General features: G+C 52.1%; 22 protein-coding genes and 1 tRNA gene. 14 read left to right on the top strand and 9 right to left on the bottom strand.

The window, feature by feature from the left end:
• Nucleotides 1-3 precede the first annotated feature (3 nt).
• Genes HY272_01270 through HY272_01260 form a run of 3 tightly spaced genes read left to right on the top strand, consistent with a single transcriptional unit; the run spans nt 4 to nt 4,843 of the window.
• On the top strand, nt 4-2,778 hold the full coding sequence (locus tag HY272_01270) for a hybrid sensor histidine kinase/response regulator (protein MBI3771325.1): 2,775 nt from the start codon (nt 4-6) through the stop codon (nt 2,776-2,778).
• Entirely contained in the window at nt 2,775-3,821 is a 1,047-nt protein-coding gene (locus HY272_01265; GenBank protein ID MBI3771324.1) for a chemotaxis response regulator protein-glutamate methylesterase, read from the top strand. Before HY272_01270 ends, HY272_01265 begins: the two co-directional genes overlap by 4 nt.
• Entirely contained in the window at nt 3,818-4,843 is a 1,026-nt protein-coding gene (locus HY272_01260) for a diguanylate cyclase (GenBank protein ID MBI3771323.1), read from the top strand. Before HY272_01265 ends, HY272_01260 begins: the two co-directional genes overlap by 4 nt.
• Before the next feature lie 12 nt (nt 4,844-4,855).
• On the opposite strand, the gene HY272_01255 is transcribed toward HY272_01260, so the two are convergent.
• Together HY272_01255 and ccsA are read right to left on the bottom strand one after the other, a co-directional pair.
• Nucleotides 4,856-6,139 carry an HlyC/CorC family transporter gene (locus HY272_01255; GenBank protein MBI3771322.1) on the bottom strand — a complete coding sequence of 428 codons (1,284 nt, stop codon included), beginning with the start codon at nt 6,137-6,139 and terminating at the stop codon, nt 4,856-4,858.
• Nucleotides 6,140-6,158: 19 nt separating this feature from the next.
• Nucleotides 6,159-6,962 (bottom strand): cytochrome c biogenesis protein CcsA, encoded by an 804-nt coding sequence (ccsA, locus tag HY272_01250; protein MBI3771321.1) that lies wholly within the window; start codon nt 6,960-6,962, stop codon nt 6,159-6,161.
• Between the two features lie 147 nt (nt 6,963-7,109).
• On the opposite strand from ccsA, the gene HY272_01245 reads away from it, so the two are divergent.
• The 10 genes from HY272_01245 to HY272_01200 all read left to right on the top strand — a co-directional run bounded on the left by HY272_01245 (nt 7,110) and on the right by HY272_01200 (nt 15,301).
• Nucleotides 7,110-7,877, top strand: coding sequence for a 3',5'-cyclic-nucleotide phosphodiesterase (locus HY272_01245; protein MBI3771320.1), 768 nt, complete (start codon nt 7,110-7,112; stop codon nt 7,875-7,877).
• Nucleotides 7,878-7,911: 34 nt separating this feature from the next.
• Nucleotides 7,912-9,273: a signal recognition particle protein gene (gene ffh, locus HY272_01240; protein MBI3771319.1), complete on the top strand. Its 1,362-nt coding sequence runs from the start codon at nt 7,912-7,914 to the stop codon at nt 9,271-9,273.
• Between the two features lie 104 nt (nt 9,274-9,377).
• Nucleotides 9,378-9,623: a 30S ribosomal protein S16 gene (gene rpsP / locus HY272_01235; GenBank protein MBI3771318.1), complete on the top strand. Its 246-nt coding sequence runs from the start codon at nt 9,378-9,380 to the stop codon at nt 9,621-9,623.
• 44 nt (nt 9,624-9,667) lie between these two features.
• Nucleotides 9,668-10,180, top strand: coding sequence for a ribosome maturation factor RimM (gene rimM, locus HY272_01230; protein MBI3771317.1), 513 nt, complete (start codon nt 9,668-9,670; stop codon nt 10,178-10,180).
• A gap of 16 nt (nt 10,181-10,196) precedes the next feature.
• Nucleotides 10,197-10,955: a tRNA (guanosine(37)-N1)-methyltransferase TrmD gene (trmD, locus tag HY272_01225; GenBank protein ID MBI3771316.1), complete on the top strand. Its 759-nt coding sequence runs from the start codon at nt 10,197-10,199 to the stop codon at nt 10,953-10,955.
• A 26-nt stretch (nt 10,956-10,981) separates the two neighbouring features.
• Nucleotides 10,982-11,326: a 50S ribosomal protein L19 gene (rplS, locus tag HY272_01220; protein ID MBI3771315.1), complete on the top strand. Its 345-nt coding sequence runs from the start codon at nt 10,982-10,984 to the stop codon at nt 11,324-11,326.
• A gap of 17 nt (nt 11,327-11,343) precedes the next feature.
• Entirely contained in the window at nt 11,344-13,119 is a 1,776-nt protein-coding gene (locus HY272_01215) for a hypothetical protein (GenBank protein MBI3771314.1), read from the top strand.
• A 10-nt stretch (nt 13,120-13,129) separates the two neighbouring features.
• Nucleotides 13,130-13,615, top strand: a complete 486-nt coding sequence (locus HY272_01210) for a methylated-DNA--[protein]-cysteine S-methyltransferase (protein ID MBI3771313.1) — start codon at nt 13,130-13,132, stop codon at nt 13,613-13,615.
• Nucleotides 13,599-14,522, top strand: a complete 924-nt coding sequence (xerD, locus tag HY272_01205) for a site-specific tyrosine recombinase XerD (protein ID MBI3771312.1) — start codon at nt 13,599-13,601, stop codon at nt 14,520-14,522. The genes HY272_01210 and xerD overlap by 17 nt, the downstream gene beginning before the upstream one ends.
• Nucleotides 14,523-14,581: 59 nt before the next feature.
• Entirely contained in the window at nt 14,582-15,301 is a 720-nt protein-coding gene (locus tag HY272_01200) for a DsbC family protein (protein MBI3771311.1), read from the top strand.
• Between the two features lie 194 nt (nt 15,302-15,495).
• Here the strand turns inward: HY272_01200 and HY272_01195 are convergent, their stop codons facing one another.
• The 7 genes from HY272_01195 to flgA form a co-directional block, all read right to left on the bottom strand.
• Nucleotides 15,496-15,987, bottom strand: coding sequence for a DUF934 domain-containing protein (locus HY272_01195; GenBank protein ID MBI3771310.1), 492 nt, complete (start codon nt 15,985-15,987; stop codon nt 15,496-15,498).
• Nucleotides 15,971-17,626 carry a nitrite/sulfite reductase gene (locus HY272_01190; protein ID MBI3771309.1) on the bottom strand — a complete coding sequence of 552 codons (1,656 nt, stop codon included), beginning with the start codon at nt 17,624-17,626 and terminating at the stop codon, nt 15,971-15,973. Before HY272_01190 ends, HY272_01195 begins: the two co-directional genes overlap by 17 nt.
• A 157-nt stretch (nt 17,627-17,783) precedes the next feature.
• Nucleotides 17,784-17,859, bottom strand: a tRNA-Arg gene (locus HY272_01185).
• 98 nt (nt 17,860-17,957) lie between these two features.
• Nucleotides 17,958-18,686 carry a flagellar brake protein gene (locus HY272_01180; GenBank protein MBI3771308.1) on the bottom strand — a complete coding sequence of 243 codons (729 nt, stop codon included), beginning with the start codon at nt 18,684-18,686 and terminating at the stop codon, nt 17,958-17,960.
• A gap of 73 nt (nt 18,687-18,759) precedes the next feature.
• Nucleotides 18,760-19,254 carry a flagellar protein FlgN gene (locus HY272_01175; protein ID MBI3771307.1) on the bottom strand — a complete coding sequence of 165 codons (495 nt, stop codon included), beginning with the start codon at nt 19,252-19,254 and terminating at the stop codon, nt 18,760-18,762.
• Between the two features lie 21 nt (nt 19,255-19,275).
• Complete coding sequence (gene flgM, locus HY272_01170; GenBank protein MBI3771306.1) at nt 19,276-19,599, bottom strand: flagellar biosynthesis anti-sigma factor FlgM; 324 nt, start codon at nt 19,597-19,599, stop codon at nt 19,276-19,278.
• A 110-nt stretch (nt 19,600-19,709) separates the two neighbouring features.
• Nucleotides 19,710-20,411: a flagellar basal body P-ring formation protein FlgA gene (gene flgA, locus HY272_01165; GenBank protein MBI3771305.1), complete on the bottom strand. Its 702-nt coding sequence runs from the start codon at nt 20,409-20,411 to the stop codon at nt 19,710-19,712.
• 141 nt (nt 20,412-20,552) lie between these two features.
• Here flgA and HY272_01160 point away from each other — a divergent pair, with 141 nt between their 5' ends.
• The gene (locus HY272_01160) at nt 20,553-21,494 is read left to right on the top strand and encodes a chemotaxis protein CheV (protein ID MBI3771304.1); all 942 of its coding nucleotides are present in this window, start codon (nt 20,553-20,555) and stop codon (nt 21,492-21,494) included.
• Nucleotides 21,495-21,560: the final 66 nt, after the last annotated feature.

Below are 21,560 nucleotides of genomic sequence, written 5' to 3'. Positions count from 1 at the left end.
GCTATGGTCGATACATCGATGATGGATTTATATCGGAGTGAAGTCGAGCAGCAGGCTGCAGTGCTGAATGATGCATTTCTGGTTTTAGAAAATGACCCTGCGGCGGGTGTTCAGTTAGAAGCCGCAATGCGTGCCGCTCATTCCATCAAGGGTGCAGCCAAGTTATTGGATATCCCGATCGTCGTTAAGCTGGCGCATGTAATGGAGGATTGTCTTGTTGCGGCGCAACAGGGACGCCTTATATTAAGCAGTGATGCGATCGATATCTTGCTAAAAGGCATGGATGTGATTGGACAGATTTCTGTCTTTGATGCCGGGCCGGAAGAGTGGTTGAAACTCAATCAGGATCACTATGCTAGTGTCCTGACTAACCTTGAGACAATTCAATCATTGAAATCTGAGGTCGCTGCTGAGGTTGAATCAAATCAACATTCGGCACTGGCCAAGGATGTCCCTGCGCACTCATCACCCGTGTCGCAAGCCGCCCCAGAAATGAATGTGGCTGACATGTCCATGTTCGAGTTATTTAGAGTTGAATCTGATCAGCAAGGGAGGGTGCTTAATGAAGGTTTGCTGGATTTAGAACAAGATGCACGCTCGCCCGAGCGACTGGAGCCATTGATGCGCGCCGCTCATTCCATCAAGGGTGCGGCACGATTAGTGGGTTTACAGGCCGTCGTAAGTTTAGCGCACGTCATGGAGGACGTGTTTGTTGCCGCCCAGAAGGGATCGTTGGTGTTGGGAGGGAACCAGATCGATGTCTTGTTGCGTGGTGTGGATACCATCACCGAGATCGCCCGCTTTGAGGGAGAAGTGAATGGTTGGTTGGCGGCCAATCAGTTGCGTTATGATGAGCTGATCGCTAATTTGCGCGCAGTATTTGAAGGAAAATCACCAGTCACTTCAGAGCAAACCGTATCTGCCGCGTCGGCAGTAGTAACATCGCCTCAGCCGGAGTTGGAAACTGTCGTGGCGCCCGCGCCAACACAACAGGCGGCGGCGAAGAAGCAGGACAAATCCACTGCGCAACCGAAAGAAAGAGTATTGCGCGTCAGCGCCGATCAGCTCAATCGTTTGATGGGGCTGGCTGGCGAGTCGCTGGTCGAGTCGCGGTGGTTATATCCTTATGCCAGCTCATTGCAACGATTAAAACGTCAACAGACGGACTTGATCGGTGTGCTTGATAGTTTGCGGGAGCATCTGGATAGAGAACGGGGGAGTGACACGCTGGTAACATTGGCTAGAAGTGCTCAGAAGCAGGCGTCATTCTGTCGTGAGACGATGGCGGATCGTCTGGCTGAGCTGGAGTCTTATGATCGCCGCTCAACGAACTTGTCTTCTCGTTTGCATAGAGAAGTAGTGAAAAGCCGAATGCGCCCGTTTGGTGATGGAGTGCATGGATTTCCGCGCATGGTGCGTGATATTTCGCGTTCTCTGGGCAAGGATGTGCAGTTGGTGATTCAAGGTGAGACAACGCTTGTTGATCGTGACATCCTGGACAAGATTGAGGCGCCACTCAATCATTTATTAAGAAACGCAATAGATCACGGTATAGACTCCGCAGAAGACCGGGCCGCCGCAGGCAAGCCAGCCAAGGGCACTATTACCTTAAGTGCATATCACAATGCAGGAATGTTGTCGATTGTGGTTGCCGATGACGGGCGTGGTGTTGATCTTGAGAGACTGCGACGCAAGGTGCTGGAAAAAAAACTGGTTGACGAGTCGATGGCGGAAACGCTGGGTGAGACCGAATTGCTGGAATTTCTGTTCTTGCCGAGTTTTAGCACGAAGGATTCCGTGAGTGAGATATCAGGGCGTGGTGTCGGTCTTGATGTTGTTCATGACGTGGTACAGGAAATGCGGGGTACGGTGCGTGCGTTAACTGAATTTGGCAAGGGTACGCGTTTTCAGATGCAACTACCGCTGACATTGTCCGTTATCCCGGCATTGTTGGTGGAAATATCCGGCGAGCCTTACGCGTTTCCTCTGGCCAGGATCGACAAGATACTCAGGATTGAAAATGAAATCATCCAGGAGGCCGAAGGCAATCAATTTTTCACGGTGGATGGCAAGAGTGTAGGGCTGGTTTCCGCGTCACAAATTATTGGTATGGCAGATAGCGTCGAGCTTGAAGGTCAATTGTCGGTCGTTGTTTTGCATGAACGCAATGGTTATTACGGATTGGTGGTTGAAAAATTTCTTGGCGAGCGTGAGCTGGTGGTCCAGGTGATGCCAGAACAGTTAGGTAAGGTTCAGGATATTAGCTCCGCTGCGTTAATGGAAGATGGTTCGCCAGTGTTAATTGTCGATGTCGATGATCTTTTGCGGTCGGTTGAGAAGGTATTGAGGACCAAGCGGCTCAGTAAAGTAAATGCTGTTCAGGTGGAGGACCTGCCGCGTAAGCGCGTGCTGGTGGTGGATGACTCGATCACGGTGCGCGAAGTCGAGAGGAAGCTGCTTGAAAGTGCGGGTTACGCCGTTGATGTTGCCGTTGATGGCATGGATGGGTTGAATGCATTGCGAATGGGCCAATACAATATGTTGGTGACTGATGTCGATATGCCGCGTATGAATGGTATTGAGCTTGTAAAAACGGTGAGACAGGATCCCACGCTGCGCAGTATTCCCATCATGATGGTCTCTTATAAGGATCGTGACGAGGATCGCATGCGAGGGCTTGAGGCAGGTGCGGATTATTATCTTACCAAGGGGAGTTTTCATGATCAGGGCCTGCTTCAGGCAGCAGTTGATTTAATTGGAAAGGCTGACGAAGTATGAGAATCGGGATAGTCAATGATTCTGCTCTGGCGGTTGAAGCGCTACGACAGGTTGTAATCAGCGTTCCAGAATACAGTGTCGCCTGGATTGCCCATGATGGTGCTGAATCTGTATGGCGCTGCACTCAAGAACGGCCAGACTTGATTCTAATGGATTTGATCATGCCGGTGATGGATGGTGTCGAGGCGACCCGCCGCATCATGGAGCATACTCCTTGTCCGATTGTCGTTGTCACGGCGACAGTCGAAGGTAATGCCTCGAAGGTGTTTCAGGCGATGGGTGCGGGAGCGCTTGATGCAGTCAACACGCCAGTACTGGGCGCTGATGGTGAAGGCGAGGGAAAAAAACAATTATTGAGCAAGATCAGCACCATTGCCCGTTTAATCCGGAGTCAGAAAACGGTGATAGCCCATGCGCAACCCATGTCGTCGTCGATTCGGCGGGTGATGACGAGCAATGAAAAACTGGTTGCCATTGGTGCATCATCGGGGGGGCCTCAAGCGCTGGCGAAGGTTCTTTCTGGATTGTCCGCAGATTTTCCGGCACCAGTAGTCATTGTTCAGCATGTGGATCAAAAGTTTTCTCAAGAATTGGCGGAATGGTTGAATAATCAATGCTGCCTTGAGGTGCGTCTCGCACAAGCAGGAGACACCTTAAAGAAAGGAAGAGTATTGATTGCCGGTAACAACGATCACTTGATTTTGAAAGCAGATCGTACTTTGGCGTACACGCCAGATCCGATCGATCAGCCATATCGCCCTTCCGTTGATGTGTTTTTTAATAGCTTGGTGCAGTACTGGACGGGCGATTTGATTGCGGTGTTGTTAACGGGGATGGGGCGCGATGGAGCTCAGGGGTTATTGCAGTTGCGTAACAAAGGGGTTCATACTATCGCCCAAAATGAAGCTACCTGCGCTGTATATGGTATGCCCAAGGCAGCGGTTCAATTGAATGCGGCCGTCGAAGTGCTCCCGATCGATGAGATCAGTAAAACACTTGTGCAGTACTTTAGTGGGAGTCTGCAGCAAGGCATGAGAGTATGAGCGAAGAAGAAACTAGTCAGCAGGCGGGACAGCAATTCGGCGAAAGCGCTGAAGAATCCCGTTTGCGTGTCATGTTGGTGGATGACCAGGCAATTATCTCTGAAGCCTTGCGCAGAATGTTGGCTGAAGAAACGGATATCGATTATCACTATTGCGGTGATCCCGCGCAGGCAATGAATCAAGCGATTGAATTCCAGCCGACGGTTATTTTGCAAGATTTGGTGATGCCGGATATCGATGGAATGTTGTTGTTGAAGTTTTATCGTTCCAATCCCAAAACCAAAGCTATCCCGGTGATCGTGCTTTCCAGTAAAGAGGATCCAAAAGTAAAGAGTGAGGCTTTTGAAAAAGGCGCTAGCGATTACTTGGTGAAATTTCCTGACAAAATCGAGGTGGTTGCCCGTGTGCGGGCCCACTCGCGCAGTTTTCTGGCGCAAAAGCAGCGTGATGAGGCCTATCGTGCCTTGCATGAGTTGCAAAAAGAATTAGAGGTGAAGAATTCCGAACTGGAGCGATTGTCATCGCAGGATGGCCTGACGGGGATTGCCAATCGTCGCACCTTTGATGGATTTATTTCGAAGGAATGGTCGCGTGCGTCTCGGGAAAGCAAGCCGCTCTCTTTGATCTTGATCGATATTGATCATTTCAAAAAATACAACGATGGCTATGGGCATCAGGGCGGAGACGCTTGTTTGCGTAGCGTGGCACACGCCTTGGCGGCGACGGTGAAGCGTCCGACCGATTTGGTGGCACGTTACGGGGGTGAAGAATTTGCGGTGGTGATGCCGGATACCGATGCAGCAGGTGCTGCCAATATTGCGGCGGCGTTGCGCGAAAATGTCGATACCATGAATCTGCCTCATGCACACTCTGATACCGCGGATCACGTGACCATTAGTCTCGGCGTTGCGACGATGGTGCCTGTGGCGGATAAGAAACCAGAAGAATTGATTGTCAAATCAGACGAAGCACTTTACCACGCCAAAAAAACAGGGCGTAACCGCTTTTGCGCTGCCACTTAAAGTGGCCTCTGATTAATCCTTGGTAATGACGAGTGTTGTGCGCAATGCCGGGTGAATGCGTACTGTCTTGATCGCGTTGGTAGTGGTTTGCACGATGTCGATGGGATAGCCCGCAATACGGACACTGGTCCCCGGTTCGGGGATGGATTCAAGATATTCGATAATCAGGCCATTGAGCGTTTTGGGGCCATCGGTGGGCAGCTCCCACTGCATTAATCGGTTAATTTCGCGAATATATGCTGCGCCATCCACTAGATACGTGCCGTCCTCCTGTGGATGAATATCGCGGATCGCCGCTGCGGCGTCAGTGGTAAATTCACCGACGATTTCTTCCAGAATATCTTCCAGCGTAATCAAACCCTCAATGTCGCCGTATTCGTCAACGACGAAGGCGATGCGGCGTTTCTCGCGCTGGAAGTTTAAAAGTTGAGTGGTGAGCGGTGTACCCTCAGGGACGAAATTGGCCTCACGGGTAATACCAAGCAGCGCTTCCTTGTTGAATTGATTACTTGTCATCAGGCGCAGCGCATTGCGAGCATGGAGGAAGCCAATCACATTTTCGATGTCACCGCGATATACCGGGAGTCGCGTATGTTGGCAGTGAGTGAGTTGATTCAGGATTTCCTGCTCGTTGTGTTCAACGTCTATACCCACGATCTCATTGCGCGGAATCATGATGTCATCGACGGTGACTTTCTCCAGGTCCAGAATACTGACCAGCATTTCCTGGTGACGGCGGGGGATCAGCGCGCCCGCTTCATGGACGACGGAGCGTAATTCTTCAGTACTCAATGAATGCATGGCGCCGCTCTTGGTCGAGATGCCGAAGAGGCGTAATACACCGTTGGACATGATGCTGATGGTCCAGACCACGGGGTAGCTGATTTTCATCAGCGGGAACAGGACAAAGACAGCAGGAAAGGCAACGCGTTCAGGATGTAGCGCAGCCAATGTTTTGGGCGCCACCTCACCGAAAATCAATACCAGGAACGTCAGGATGCCAGCGGCAATAGCGATCCCGTTATCGCCCCAGAGGCGTAGGCCGATCAAGGTGCTGACTGATGACGCGAGGATATGGACAAAGGTATTGCCGAACAGGATCAGGCCGATCAACCGGTCAGGACGGTTGAGCATGCTTTGTGCGAGTATCGCCCCTCGGTGTTTGGCGCGCACTAGATGACGCAAACGATAGCGATTGAGACTCATCAGTGCTGTTTCCGCAGCAGCGAAACAGCCCGATAGCGTGACAAAGATCAGTAACAGCGCAATGAGGACGTGTAACGGAATTTCTTCCATATAAAGATCCCGGTTCGCGTTAGCGTCCCAAGATGACCTCCAGCACGACCTTGCTGCCCAAGTAGGCCAGTGCCAGGGCAAGAAAACCGCCGAGCGTCCAGCGGATCGCAGTGCGGCCGCGCCAGCCAAATCGCCAGCGTCCCCACAATAAGGTACCGAAGACGCACCAGGCGATGAGCGACAAAACTGTTTTGTGAACCAGGTGCTGGGCAAAAATATTTTCCAGAAACATGATCCCGGTGATCAGTGACAAGCTGTGTAGTACAAAACCGACGGCAATCATTTGGAACAACAATGTCTCCATCGTTTGCAGTGGCGGCAGGGCGCGGATAAAACCGCCGGGGTGGCGATTGCGCAGGTGATAATCCTGGATTGCGAGGATGATGGCTTGTACTGCCGCAATGCTGAGCAAGCTATAGGCCAGGATCGAGATCAGAATATGAATCTCAATCGGATTCTGCCAATTGAACAGCATGTGGCTGGCGCTGAAGCTGTGTTGCAAGACGATGGCAATTGCCGCTGAAGGGAAGGCGATTATCCCAAGATTTTCCGTAGGCCGGCTCAGCGCCGTGATGATGATCAATACCGCGACCACCCAGGTCATGAGCGAGGCCGCGTGGAAGACGCCCAGGTTCAGGCCGCCTTCGCTGAACAGGGAAAGAAAGAGAATCCAGCTATGCAGGCTGACCGCGACAATAGCTATCCCAAGCGCCTGCCATTTGCCGGCCGGGGCGCTGGAACGGGTCGAAAGCCGGTAGCCCAGGATAAAGGCCGAGACCAGGTACAGAAAAAAGCTAATGATGCCGATAACCAAGCTGTGCATATTTCTTGATTTCCTTAGGAATTTGCAATGATGGCATAACCAGTGGACCGGTTAAAGGGGGCACGACGCCTTAGTGGGTTGATGGTGAGGCAAGAAAGTAACGTGCTATAGTCTAAAGAAATTTGTCTTGGGACAGACAATATACGCATGAGACTACGCGTTCTAGGATGCAGCGGGGGGATCGGGAAAAAGCTGAGGACCACCTCCCTGCTGGTGGACGATGATGTCCTGATCGATGCTGGCAGCGGCGTAGGGGATCTGACCCTTGACGAGATGGCGGGCATCCGCCATATTTTTCTAACTCATACCCATCTTGATCATGTGGCCTTTCTGCCGTTGCTGGTGGATAGCATTTTTGAGCGTATTCACGAGCCCGTCGTAGTTCATGGTTTGCCGGAAACCATCAAAGGGATTCAGGACCACATCTTCAACTGGGTCATTTGGCCCGATTTTTCCAAACTCCCGACGCGGGAGCGGCCGGTGATGCGGTTTCAGGTTGAGCGCTCGGGTTCGATCTGTACCGTCGGTGGCCGCCGCTTTGAGTTGATCCCCGTCAATCATATTGTTCCCACGGTCGGTTACCGGGTGGAATCTGCCGCGGGTAAATCCTTTGCCTTTAGCGGTGACACCGCCAACAACGACACATTTTGGGATGCGTTGAATGTGCATGGCAGGCTCGATTTATTGTTGCTGGAGGTGGCCTTCAGTAACGAAGATGAGGCGCTGAGCCGAGTGGCACGACACTATTGCGCCAAGACCCTGGCCGAAGACATTCATAAACTCAAGTTAGATCCCGACATCTACCTTACCCACCACAAGCCAGATGCCGAAAAGTCCATCCTCAAAGAGGTCAAATCCCTGATTAAGGGGCGGGCGATAAAAGCACTTAAGAACGGGCTCGTATTCCAGCTATAATGTTCCACTTCGTGGAACTGATAAGTGATTCCCCATGTTTGAAGGTTTAACAGAACGACTGTCGCGAACCCTGCGTGACCTGCGCGGCGTTGGCCGCCTGACCGAAGACAATATCAAGGATGCCCTGCGTGAAGTGCGCATGGCGCTGCTGGAGGCGGACGTCTCGCTGCCAGTGGTGCGCGACTTCATCGAGCGAGTGAAAAACCGCGCTGTCGGCCACGATGTGATCAAGAGTCTGACTCCGGGCCAGGCTCTGATCGGCGTGGTGCGTGATGAGCTGGTCGAGATCATGGGCCAGGCCAATGCCGAATTGGCGCTCAATGCGGCACCGCCCGCCATCGTCTTGATGGCCGGTTTGCAGGGTTCGGGTAAAACCACCACCGTCGCCAAGTTGGCACGGTTCCTCAAGGAACGCAAAAAGAAATCGGTGATGGTGGTGAGCTGCGACGTCTACCGTCCGGCCGCGATCGAGCAGCTGCAAACCTTGGCCAATGACGTCGGTGTCCAATTTTTCCCCAGTCGGCCCGATCAGGCCCCGGTCGCCATCGCCCAGGCCGCCATAGAGCAGGCCCGCAAACTGTTTATTGACGTACTCTTGATCGATACCGCCGGCCGCCTCCATGTCGACGCCGAGATGATGGACGAGATCAAGCGCTTGCATGCTGCCGTGCAGCCGATCGAGACCCTGTTCGTGGTCGACAGCATGACTGGCCAGGATGCCGCCAATACCGCCAAGGCCTTTAATGACGCCCTGCCGCTGACCGGGGTGGTACTGACCAAAACCGACGGCGACGCCCGCGGCGGGGCCGCGCTCTCGATCCGCCACATCACCGGCAAACCGATCAAATTCCTGGGGGTGGGGGAGAAGACCGAGGCCCTGGAGCCGTTTTACCCTGACCGCCTGGCCTCGCGCATCCTGGGCATGGGAGACGTCCTGAGCTTGGTCGAGCAGGCCGAGCGCAGCCTGGACAAGGGCGAGGCCGAAAAGATCGCCCAGAAGCTCAAAAAGGGCAAGGGTTTTGATCTGGAGGACTTCCGTAGCCAGTTGCAGCAGATGCAGAAAATGGGGGGTGTGGCCTCCCTGATGGACAAGCTGCCCGGCGTCGGGGGGATGTCCAAAGATCTAAAAGAGCAAGTAAATGATAAGGATTTCAATAGGATAGAGGCTATCATTAATTCAATGACCCCCTCTGAACGGCGGAATCCGGATATTATCAAGGGCTCCCGCAAGCGGCGTATTGCTGCCGGTTCCGGGGTCGAAGTCCAGGATGTTAACCGCCTGCTGAAACAGTTCGCCCAGATGCAAAAGATGATGAAGCAATTCCAGAAGGGCGGCATGGCCAAGCTGTTGCGCGGCCTGGGTGGGCGACTACCCCAGGGGTTGAAGCCCTTTTAATGATTTAATGCTTTCATTTTTCGTTGGTTAGCGTAAAATGTGCGGATTTTTAACGGCCTGAACCAATGGGGCAGGCTTGGATTTGTTTTTCACGAGGAAAGGTAATGGTCACAATTCGTTTGTCTCGCGGTGGCGCCAAGAAACGGCCCTTCTATCATGTGGTGGTGACGGATTCACGTAGTTCGCGTGATGGCCGCCATCTGGAGCGCGTCGGTTTCTTCAATCCGGTTGCTTCCGGCCAGGAAGAGCGCATCCGTTTGGATAATGACCGCATCAACTACTGGTTGGGTCAAGGCGCCAAAGCCTCTGATCGCGTTGCCAAGTTGATCAAGGATTCCGCAGCTGCCTAAATGTTGGCGCTGCGCCTTGCCGCGACGCAAGTAAGTGTTTGAGTATGGAAAGCGAGCGGCAAGAGCGGGTGGTGGTTGGCAAGATCACTGGCGTCTTCGGGGTTAAGGGTTGGCTCAAGGTCTACTCTCACACTGAACCACCAGAGAATATTTTCAACTACAGCCCTTGGATGATCACTCTGGGTGGGGCATTGCGGCCAATCAAGGTACTTGAGCACCGAGTGCATGGCAAAGGCATGGTCGTCCACCTGGATCAGTACGACGATCGCGATCTGTCTCAGAAACTGGTCGGGGCAGAGATCTCGATAACGCGGGAGCAATTACCTCCTGCAGCGCCCGGCGAGTATTACTGGGCCGATTTGATTGGATTGAATGTTGTCACGCAAAGCGGTGTAACACTGGGGCGCGTAGAACAACTGCTGGAAACCGGCGCCAATGATGTGCTGGTGGTCAGCGGCGATCGAGAACGGTTGATTCCGTTTGTCATCGATGAATTTGTAAAGCAGATTGATTTGGAACAGGGTGTAATAAGGGTCGATTGGGATCCGGAATTTTAGGGGAACCTCTTACGCGATGCGTTTTGACGTCGTCACCCTGTTTCCCGAAATGTTCCAAGTGTTGTTCGATTACGGGGTTTGTGGTCGGGCGGCACGGGCCGGGGTGTTTGCGCTGGAGTGTCATAATCCGCGCGATTACACCCATGACCGGCACCGGACTGTGGATGATCGCCCGTATGGTGGCGGTCCCGGAATGGTGATGTTGATCGAGCCGTTGCGCCAGGCGATACGCGCCGCGCGACAGGCCAATCCCGAGGCGAAGGTGGTGTATTTGTCGCCGCAAGGGAAACAGTTCGATCAACGCGTGGCCCATGAATGGTCGCAACGCAGCGGTGTGATTCTGGTCGCCGGGCGTTACGAAGGTATCGATGAACGTATCATCGAGCTTGAGGTCGACGAGGAATGGTCGGTTGGCGATTATGTCCTCAGCGGTGGCGAGTTTGCGGCGATGACGGTGATTGACGCGGTGACACGCTTGTTGCCGGGAGTACTGGGGCACGCGGAATCTGCACAACAGGACTCGTTCATGGACGGCCTGTTGGATTGCCCGCACTACACGCGGCCTGAAGTGTACGAGGGGCGTGCGGTGCCAGAGGTGCTGCTTGGCGGCAACCACGAGGCGATTCGCCGCTGGCGTCTGAAACAGGCGCTGGGACGTACCTGGCAACGAAGGCCGGAGCTGTTACAGAGTTTGGAGTTGACGGCAGAGCAGCGCCGATTGTTGGAAGAATTTATCGCTGAATCGCCGGTGGCGGCGCAGCGGGAACGGAAGTGACGGATTATTAGATTGAGGAAAGCACAATGAGCAATATTGTCCAGCAAATTGAAAAAGAAATGATGAGTCGCGAACTGCCTGAGTTCGGGCCGGGTGACACTGTTGTCGTCCAAGTCAAAGTCAAAGAAGGCGACCGCGTACGTTTGCAGAGCTATGAAGGCGTTGTCATCGCCAAGAGCAATCGTGGTGTGAATTCATCTTTCACCGTGCGCAAGATTTCTCACGGCGAAGGTGTGGAGCGCGTGTTCCAGACATATAGCCCGGCGATTGACTCAGTTGAGGTGAAGCGTCGTGGTGATGTGCGTCGCGCCAAGCTGTACTACCTGCGCGATCTGGAAGGCAAGGCCGCGCGTATCAAAGAGAAGCTGTAAGCGTAACTCTTCTCAAAATGCCCATACCGATGAGGGGGACGCAAAACCTGGTTCGAGGTTTTGTTGTCCCCTTCTTCTTTTTGTGTGGCAGTGTATTGGCGGCATCGTCTGCTGATGAAATTATCGCCCTCTCTGCCGCCGGGGCTCCTACTCTGGCGCTAAAACTCCTTCAGCAATCCGAACTCAAGCGCGATGTCGATCCTGCCGCCTGGATGCAGTGGCAGCAGCAAAAAATTGCCATTTACCAACAACAGCAAAAGTGGGATCAGGTGATACGCGAATTGGAAGGCGTGCTTACCGAGGATTTGTCCGCGGAATTTATGTTGTGGGCCTGGACGCAGATGGCGCAATCGTATTTGGCGACCGATCGTGGCGATGAGGCACGTGTCTTGTTAACGCAAAAGATTTGGTTAAGTTCTGATTTACCCGTGCAGACCTTGCAAACATGGCGTCGCATGTTGGTGGAAAGCTACCTTAGCGAAGATAAGGTGGCGGACGCATATACCGCCATACTGCGTTATCATCAGGATTATGCTGAAGATAACGCGATCGAGTGGACGATGATTCAGGCGCGGGTCTTGTTGGCGAACAATCGAGCGTCGGAAGCAATAGCGATGCTAAAGGCGGTAAATGATCGACGTGCCGAGGTGATTGTCGCAATGGCGAGACATCGGCTGGGCGAGACGTTGGAGCCCGCGTTAATTGAATCGTTGCTGATGAAACTGGGTGAGCCTGGATTAACGTTTGAACTGCGGCAACAGTTGTTAAATGTTTTGGTTGGGCAGGCCAATCTTTTGCCAACAGGGGCGCAGCAGATTCAGTTACTTGAGCAGATTGTGATTGCGGCTGAGGATGTGGAAGGCATTGAGGGTTCGCTGGCGGTCGATCGTCTCTGGCGTGCCTATCAGGATTATGGTGATCAACTGGCCAATAAATCGCAATTACTGGTGGGGGATTTTGAGCCCTGGTATGGTGAAATTGATCGGATTGAAAAAATTTCGCCGTTAGAGGCGCGTGCGTTGTTGGCAGTGATTGCGAGTCATGACGAGAAAGGTGCCGCCCATCAGGTTCATCTGCGCTTTAGTCACATTTTGGCCGCACAGGAACGAGAGAAGGCTTTGTTAAAACCACTCTATCTTGGCGCCAGTCAGACTATGGACGTCGGTTCTCTACCCGAGCCCGTGCTTTACCTATTGATCGATCAGGCGCTGAATGGCGGCGATCAAGCCAGCGCCGCCAGACTGATGAATTTATTGCAGGGTTCGAGTGGTGCTGTGCAGACGATTGATTGGCGGTTGCGGCGGGCGAGATCGCAAATTCTGACAGGCGTAGCGTCGGTGGGAGCGGATATCGTGAAAGAATTGTTGCGTAGCGGCCAGACTCTGGACCGCACGCAATTTGAATATTTGATCCGAATCGGTTTTGATCTGCAGCGGGCTGGACAATTGGACGCGGCGTTCCAGCTATTCTCATTAATGTTAAATGATGCGCCGGAGCTGAGTCTGCGCCGCGAACTATTGTTCTGGATGGCAGATATTCGTGTGGCTGAGAAGAAGTTTGACGAGGCGGCGCGGTTATATTTTCAGGCCGCAGATGTGATTAAAACAGGCGTCCAGGATCTCTCGCCACAGATAGCGCGACAACAGGCGGCACAGACATTGGTGAAAGCGGGTTATCTCGATGACGCGCGACAGGTATATGAACACATGTTGCAGGACGTGGGAGATTCGGAGTGGCGTGCGGTGTTGCAGCGTGAGTTGCAACAGCTGCAATTGTTGGCGAGGCATCATTAAGGTCAGTCCGATGCCAGATTATGCGGCGGTGATAGCGACCCCCATTCCAGGCGTACGCCTGGGCTTAATCTTCTCGGGTGAGAAAATCAGTGAAATTGATTTTGTCGGCGCCAGTCAGAGTTATGCGTTATCGAGAGTAGGCGCCGTTCAAGATGCCATGAATCAGCTACAAGAGTATTTTCTTGATCCTAAAAGGATGTTCTCGCTTGAAATAGCCGTGACTGGTACGCCGTTCCAAAAACGCGTTTGGCACCAGTTGCAGCAGATTCCTGCGGGTGAAACGCGAACCTATGGCGAGTTGGCCAAGCGCATGCATACCAGCCCGCGCGCAGTAGGGGCTGCCTGTCGCAGCAATCCCTTACCGATTATTATTCCCTGTCACCGCGTAGTCGCGGCCAATGGTATTGGGGGATTCATGGGCAAGCAAAGTGGGCGCGCCATGCTGATCAAGCAGTGGCTGTTGCGCCATGAGGGTGTCGATGTCGCAGCTGCTTGAGGAGTCCCCAATCAATGCGCCTGATCAGGCCTTGATTGAGACCTTTCTGGATAGTTTTTGGATGGAGCGTGGTGGCAGTGAGCATACATTGCAGGCGTATGGTGCTGACTTGCGTGGTCTGGCGCGGTATTTGGCGGCGCATAAAAAAGATTTGCTGAATGTGCAGCGTGCCGATTTGCTGGGCTATCTTGCGCATCGCGTGCAACAGGGAACCAAGCCGCGTTCGACGGCCCGCTTGTTATCGAGCATCCGCCGCTTCTATCAGCACTTGATCCGCCAGCGGCAAATCACGGCCGATCCCAGCGCGTTGATTGAAGCGCCGAAGTTGGGTCGCCCTTTGCCTAAGTCGCTGACGGAAGCGGATGTGGAATCTTTGCTTGCGGCGCCGTTGGTGAGCGGGCCCCTCGGCCTACGTGATCGAACGATGCTGGAATTGCTCTATGCCTGTGGTTTGCGGGTGTCGGAACTGGTTGAGCTACGGCTGGATCAAATTAATATGAATCAAGGTCTGGTTCGAATTATGGGTAAAGGGGGTAAGGAACGTCTGGTGCCGATGGGAGAGGAATCTCAGGAATGGTTGCAGCGTTATCTGCAGCAAACCCGTTCGGAATTATTGGGTGGTCAGCTTAGCGATGCGGTTTTTGTGACACGCCGTGGCGAGGGCATGACTCGGCAGGCCTTTTGGCACATGATTAAACGCTATGCCCTGCAGGCGGGGATTAGCAAGCCATTGTCGCCGCATACCTTGCGCCATGCGTTTGCGACACATTTATTGAATCATGGTGCCGATTTGCGCGTGCTGCAGATGTTACTGGGGCATAGCGATTTGTCCACGACCCAGATTTACACCCATGTGGCGCGTGAGCGGTTGAAGACGCTGCATGCACAACACCATCCTCGAGGTTAGACTGGAAATTATTTTGATTATCCAATAAGGTGAGATTTTATATGCGTGTAGGAATTTCTATGAAAAAGGTATTGTTTGTAGGCATGGTGTGCGTGTTGGGATGGATGACCGCACAGGCGGACGATAAGGTTGAGAAGATTCGCACGGTATTACAAAAGGCGATTCCCGGAGCTCAGCCAGATACCATAGTGCCTTCACCGGCAACGGGTATGTATGAAGTGACGTATGGTGCCGAAATTTATTATGTCACTGAGGATGCAAAATATATGATCCAGGGTGATGTGATCGATATTCAGCAGAAGAAGAATCTTACCGAGAGTAAACGTTCGGCGGGACGGAAGGCATTGATGACCTCGGTCAGCGAATCCGATATGATTGTTTTTTCCCCAAAGCAGGTGAAATATCGGGTGACGGTATTCACCGATGTTGATTGCACGTTCTGCCGGCGCATGCATCAGGAGATCGCGGAATATAATAACAATGGCATTGAGATCCGGTATTTGTTGTATCCGCGCACCGGGCTGAATTCCCCTTCTTACTATAAGGCCCAATCAGTGTGGTGCTCTGGCGATAGAAAACGTGCGTTGACTGAGGCGAAGCTGGGTAAGAACGTGGCGGAGAAAAAGTGTAGCAATCCCATCGAAAAAACCATGAAGTTGGCAAGTCAAATTGGGTTGGAAGGTACGCCGACATTGGTGCTTGAAAATGGAACAGTACTCGGCGGATACGTTCCGCCAGTCAAACTTAAGGAGTTGCTGGAGTCTGGATACGGTTCCTGAGACAGGGGTCGTCGGCGACTTTATCAGAAAAAACTTGCATTTACCTGAATATTGACTATAAATAAAGTGGATGCCATGGAGGCTGATGGGCGCCCAGCATGGAAGCAGGATGCGGGGAATGGATGCGGGGGGCTCAACGCTCGGAAAGGAACCAAGACAGGCGGCCAGAAGGCCGCCTGTCTGTTTTGGGGCTTTTAATATCTCTGATAGAGGGGGCGGGGTTCGTCGCTGCTGGCCTGATATTTCACTGTCAGCTCGTCAAACGCCGCCAGGGCAGATTCAATATTCTGCCGCGGGTGTACTTCAAAGGCATCAAAGCCCACACGTTCCATATAGAGCAGCTGATCCCGCAGTACCTCACCCACCGCGCGTATTTCGCCGCGATAGCCATACTGTTGGCGCAGCTGGCGCGCAAACGAGTAGACGCGGCCGTCACGGAAGACGGGGAAGCTCAGCGCAATCACAGGGAAACGCGTTACTTCCGCCGCGATGGCTTCCAGGTCATCGTCACCTGTCAGACAGACGCCGAGTTTGCCGCTGCGTTGTTCCAACGTGGAGCGGTGAGTTTGCCAAAGACGCAGCGGTACGATGATGTCACCGCTTGGCAAGCTGCTAATTTCAGTTTCCGGCGCAACCAGGGTCCAGTGATCGTCGACGATCCGCCGCTGTTTAATGATTTGTTTCATAGACCCGTTCCTTGAAAGGTTCGATGCCGATGCGGTTGAAGGTGTCGACGAAGCGTTCTCCTTCTACGCGCTTATCGACATAGACACACATGAGCTTCTCAAGAGTATTGGCAACTTCCGCTTTGGGTACGGAGCGGCCGAGACGTTCACCCAAGCGTCCCTCGTTGAGGGCAAAGCCACCGAGTGAAAACTGATACCAATGTTCACCTTTCTTGTCGACGCCGAGGATGCCGATGTGGCCGATGTCATGATGACCGCAACCATTCATGCAGCCCGACATCTTCAGTCGCAACTCACCTAAATCATAAAGATAATCGAGCTGTTCAAAGCGTTGCTGCACCATCAGTGCGACATCGATGGAACTGGCGTTGGCCAGTTCGCAAAAATCGGAACCGGGGCAGCAGATCATGTCGGCAAGGGTACCGATGCATGGTGTGGCCAGTTCTTGCGCCGCTAATGCCTGCCATAGCGTGTAAAGATCGGAGTGTTTGACATCCGTAAGTACCAGATTCTGATCATGCGTGGCGCGGATCAGGCCAAAACTGTAACGATCGGCAAGCTCGGCAACAGCATCCATCTGGATATCGGTGATATCGCCCGGCGGTGTGCCGGTAGCCTTGAGGGCGATAAAGACCACGCGATAGCCTTTGACCTTGTGATCGGCAACGTTGTATTTCAACCAGCGATTAAAGGCCGCATCAGTGCCGGCTTTGACCAGGATTTCACGGTCATCGCCAGCACCAGGGGCGTAGGGCAGTGGGGCGAAGAAGGCTTTGACGCGCTCGATCTCGCGTGCATCGAGTTGCATCTGATCCTTGATCTTGTGCCACTCGGCTTCTACCTTTTCGCGGAAGCGTTCGATGCCCAGGCTTTGGACCAGGATTTTGATGCGGGCCTTATATTTGTTGTCGCGGCGACCGTGGAGATTATAAATCCGCAGAATCGCTTCGAGATAAGAAAGCAAATGTTCTTTCTCGATAAAGGGACGAATGGTTTGTGCCAGAATCGGGGTCCGGCCCAGGCCACCACCGACCAACACCTGAAAACCGACTTCCCCCGAGTTGTTGCGCACTAAACGTAAACCGATATCATGTACCAATGTTGCCGCGCGATCATGGCTGGCGCCGGTCACGGCAATCTTGAATTTACGTGGTAGATAGGCGAATTCCGGATGGAAGGTGGACCACTGGCGAATGATTTCGCAATACGGTCTTGGGTCTTCAATCTCGTCTGCAGCGGCACCGGCAAGAGGATCACTGGTGACATTGCGAATGCAGTTACCACTGGTCTGGATGGCGTGCATTTGCACTGAAGCCAGATCCGCCAGGATGTCCGGTGCATCTTCGATGCGCGGCCAGTTGTACTGTATGTTTTGGCGCGTGGTGAAATGGCCATAGCCCTTGTCGTATTTGCGGGCAATATGGGCCAGCATTCGCATCTGACGTGAAGAGAGCAAACCATAAGGTATGGCCACACGCAGCATCGGCGCATGGAGCTGGACATAGAGTCCATTCATCAGGCGCAACGTCATGAATTCGTCGTTACTGAGTTCGCCCGCCAGAAAACGACGGGTTTGATCGCGAAACTGGGCGACGCGCTCGTCGACGGCGCGCTGATCATATTGGTTATAGATGTACATCCCCGGGCCTTGGTGGCCGGTATTGGGGACGGTATCTTGATATGCAGGACTCTGTTTTAACATGGCAGTAATGGGTAAATGGCCTTAGAAAATGATAGTCGATTTTCTATATAATAGAAACAATCAATTTTTTATAATAACATACCGTTACGTTATATGGCGCCCAGAGCAGGAATCTAACCTGCGACCTATCCCTTAGGAGGGGATCGCTCTATACACTGAGCTACCGGGGCGGATGTGATTTTGAATATCGGCTCGGACTGAATTACCAATTCAAACAGTGGGTTAAGTATAGCAAGCAGGAGGGGACGTGAAAACAGCCCCGTTAAACCTAATCCATTTCGTCTTCTTCGCCGTTGCGGCGTTGTTGTGCCAAGCGCTGCAGGTTCATGATGCTCTTTTCGAGCAGACGTTGCTGGGGTTTGAGCATGTCGATAAATTGAATGCCCAGGAACGAATGTGACTGCCCGGGAATCGGGGATTTGATGACGCGAATAATCACCTCACAGCGAATAGACTGTTTTACGTCCAGGGGTAAAGGAAAGGTGCATTCCAGATGCTGTCCTGATTCTATTTGGGCGGGCAATTTTTTATCCACCTGAATACCTAAACCGCCCACCGATAAATCGCGAATTAATCCATGAATCACCGGTATTTTTTTATCCTCTGTGCGTAATTCAACAGGGTAGGGATGGGCAGCGCTGAGTTTAATGCGGATGGCTTCTCGGCGCTGTAAATAGTCCATTACGTTGGGGATTGCCAGGACATGGAGAGGAAGATTGTTCTCTAACTTGGTTTCGATGAGGTTGGCTTCAAAACTGAGGTTGATACCCTCGAAAGTACCCCTGATCATAACCTTGCCGATTTGGCCTAAAAGATTGTTACCGAGGTCCGGCTGTAGTGCATCGATCATGAACCGGTTTTGCTCGGGGTCCAACCCAATAACCATGGAGATAAATTCTTCAGGGCGATCAAAGAGTTTAAGGGTCAGCAGCGCACGCTGGGTAAAGAGGCGCTTTAGAAAGCCCTTAATGCGGATTTGATCAGTCAGCTGCTCCATCGATTCACCAGACAATACCCAATAAAGTCACCGAAATCATGGTGATGTTCAGGGCCTATCTTAGCCCGATTACTTAGGCTTTGGCCAGAGTACTGCTTTGATCGGCCGGAGGGGTTTGTCCGTTGGCGTTGTAAAGGGTTGGGTTGCGTTGGTTTTGGCCACGAAGGATGGCCAGTGCCATTTCGGCGGCCTGGCGGTTGGCGGCAATGATATTGCCGTTGATGAGATTTTGGCGCTGGCATTGTTCTAGTAACTGATTCAAGGTCAGGAAGGTGTCGTGTAAGCGTTGTTTTTCAGCCCGAGGTGCACTGGCAATAAACTGATCTATTCCGCTTCGCGACAGTGATAGCCCAGCCTTGGTGAGTAATTGATGTTGCTGAAGCGTCAGTGTCGCCAGGGTCTCGCTCAATTCATTTTTGAACTGAGTATATTGTTCAATCGCAGAGATATCGCGTTTAATCAGCGCCTGATTTTCATCAATAAGAATCTTTGCCATTTCTTCAGTGGCAGCAATTTGCTGGAGGATTACTTTCTCCATAGTCAGGCCAGTGTCCTTGGCGGCTGTCATTAATGACTCCTTTGCTCTTTATTAACCACGGGCATTATTAAGGGCGCCTTCAAAATTCAACATTTTATCGGCGACGCGTTCGGGATTGATGTCGTATTGTTTGTTATTGACTGCTGCGCGCACGTCATCGACTTTTTGTAGATTAACAGCCGGCTCTTTGGCGATTACTTTTTCCAGAGCTTGTAGTTGTGCCGCAGTGTCAGTCACAGTGACTCGATCTTCCTGAGAACGAGTGGGTTCAACAGTAGGTTTTGTGGTTTGTGCAGCCTGCTGTTTTTGAACTTGGCTCGCCTCTGTGGTGTTTTGCGACGGGCTTGAGACGTTACCAGATATCTCTATGGCCATTTCTAACTTCTCCTACGCAAAAAATTCATACATTTTATATCGACTTTAGGGAGATAAAACTTGAGGAGCTTATCTCTCTTCATGAACAGTAATGTAGATTTAACTATTTGTTACATCGGTACTTTTACCAATCCTGCGGCGACAGCAGTGGCCTCGATTTTACGTTGAGAAGATAAGTTCTCCACAGGAATTTGCTCGCCCTCAGTCGCATCACTCAAAGCAGTGCCTTCCATGCGAATTGAGAAAGATTCACCTTCAGCAATAATAGTGACGCGGTTGCCGCGACGAATAATTTTCTGGGTATCCAGGTCGCTAGGAGTGATGACGGTGCTATCACTGAGGGGGCGTTTAGAGATCTTGCCCACCAAGGATTGAATATCCGTGTAATAGCCGCTTGCCAGAGGTGAGACATCCCGTTCATCGAGCCTGATATCACTGAACTGTATGGGTGTGTTTCTGGCGACTGGGCGATTGGCAACCGCAATTTGAACAAAGGATTTTACGGTGACCGGCAAGTGAATAGTCCAAGTCTTGCCGCTGCGGCAACTGACACTGACGGTAGTGTTGCCGCTCTTGCGTTGCGGGGATAGAAATTCAGTTTGTAGCGGGGTGCTGCAACTGGGAAGCCTTAATCGAGGATCGAGGCCGCCAGCGGCCACCTCATGGCGACCGGGGATAGAACCAAGGCTTTGTTCAACAAAGGTTTTAGCTTGTGCCTGGATGAGATCAAGGGGCTGTATGCTTACGGAGTCAGCAGCCCCTGGGAGGCTGTTGCCCAGCAACAAAATCATTGTTAATAGTTTTATCTTCACAAATACCCACTTTGAGCTATGAATCTGTCAAAGATTGTTAAGCAAGACCCGTGCCGGGTTATTGGGGCTCAAGATTAAACCCGGTAGGTCGATAAGATTTTCATGAAAATCCCATTCTTATAACTTCTTAGGGGCATTATCATGGCGGGTGTAATTGATTCGGTTGATCAGCGAACGCAGTTGGCTGGCCATAACCGTTTGGAATTGCTTACTTTTCGTCTACGTGGCAAACAACGGTTCGGAATCAATGTATTCAAGGTACAGGAAGTATTGCAGTGCCCGGCACTGACACAAATTCCGCATTCACATCCTGTGGTACGAGGGGTGGCGACGATGCGTGGCAAAACCATTCCCGTGATGGATCTAAGCATGGCGATTGGTGCGGGTGCGATCGGGGATACCAGCAAGTGTTTTATGATCGTGACCGAGTATAACCGTTCGACTCAGGCATTTCTGGTGGGTGCTGTCGAACGGATCGTGAATTTAAATTGGGAAGAGATCCTGCCGCCGCCGAAGGGATCGGGCAAAGATAGTTACCTGACAGCAGTGACCCGAATCGATAATGAATTAGTTGAAATTATCGATGTGGAGAAGGTGCTGGCCGAAGTGACGCAGGCTTCGACCGAGGTTTCAAAAGAGGTGACTGATTCTGTTGAGTCGTCATTGAGTGAACAGCATATCCTGGTCGTTGACGATTCCAGCGTTGCCCGTAATCAGATTAAGCGTACACTGGATCAGTTGGGATTACAGTGTACGTTGGCAACGAATGGTCGGGAAGCGCTAAAAATGCTTCAGGAATGGGCTGAAACTCAAGATGAGCGGTTGGATAGACTGGCGATGGTCCTGTCGGATGTTGAGATGCCAGAAATGGATGGTTATACGCTCACCATTGAGATTCGCAAGGATAGCCGCTTACAGAAGCTGTATGTTTTGCTGCATACCTCGTTGAGTGGGACATTCAATTTGGCAATGGTGCAAAAAGTCGGGGCTGACAAATTTGTGCCAAAGTTTAAACCGGATGAATTGGCCGGCGAGGTGTTGCAGCGGGTGCGGGAGTTTGTGCAATCGCGCGCCAATGGCTAATATTAGATTTGAGCCAATCTAAGACATTGAGCACAGAAAATAGAGAGTTATATAATTGCATTCAGG

It is taken from the genome of Gammaproteobacteria bacterium (genome assembly GCA_016200485.1).
Classification (GTDB): domain Bacteria; phylum Pseudomonadota; class Gammaproteobacteria; order Tenderiales; family Tenderiaceae; genus JACQEP01.
The sequence above is the reverse complement of the archived record's forward strand: the minus strand, read 5'-3'. Positions and strand labels throughout refer to the sequence as shown.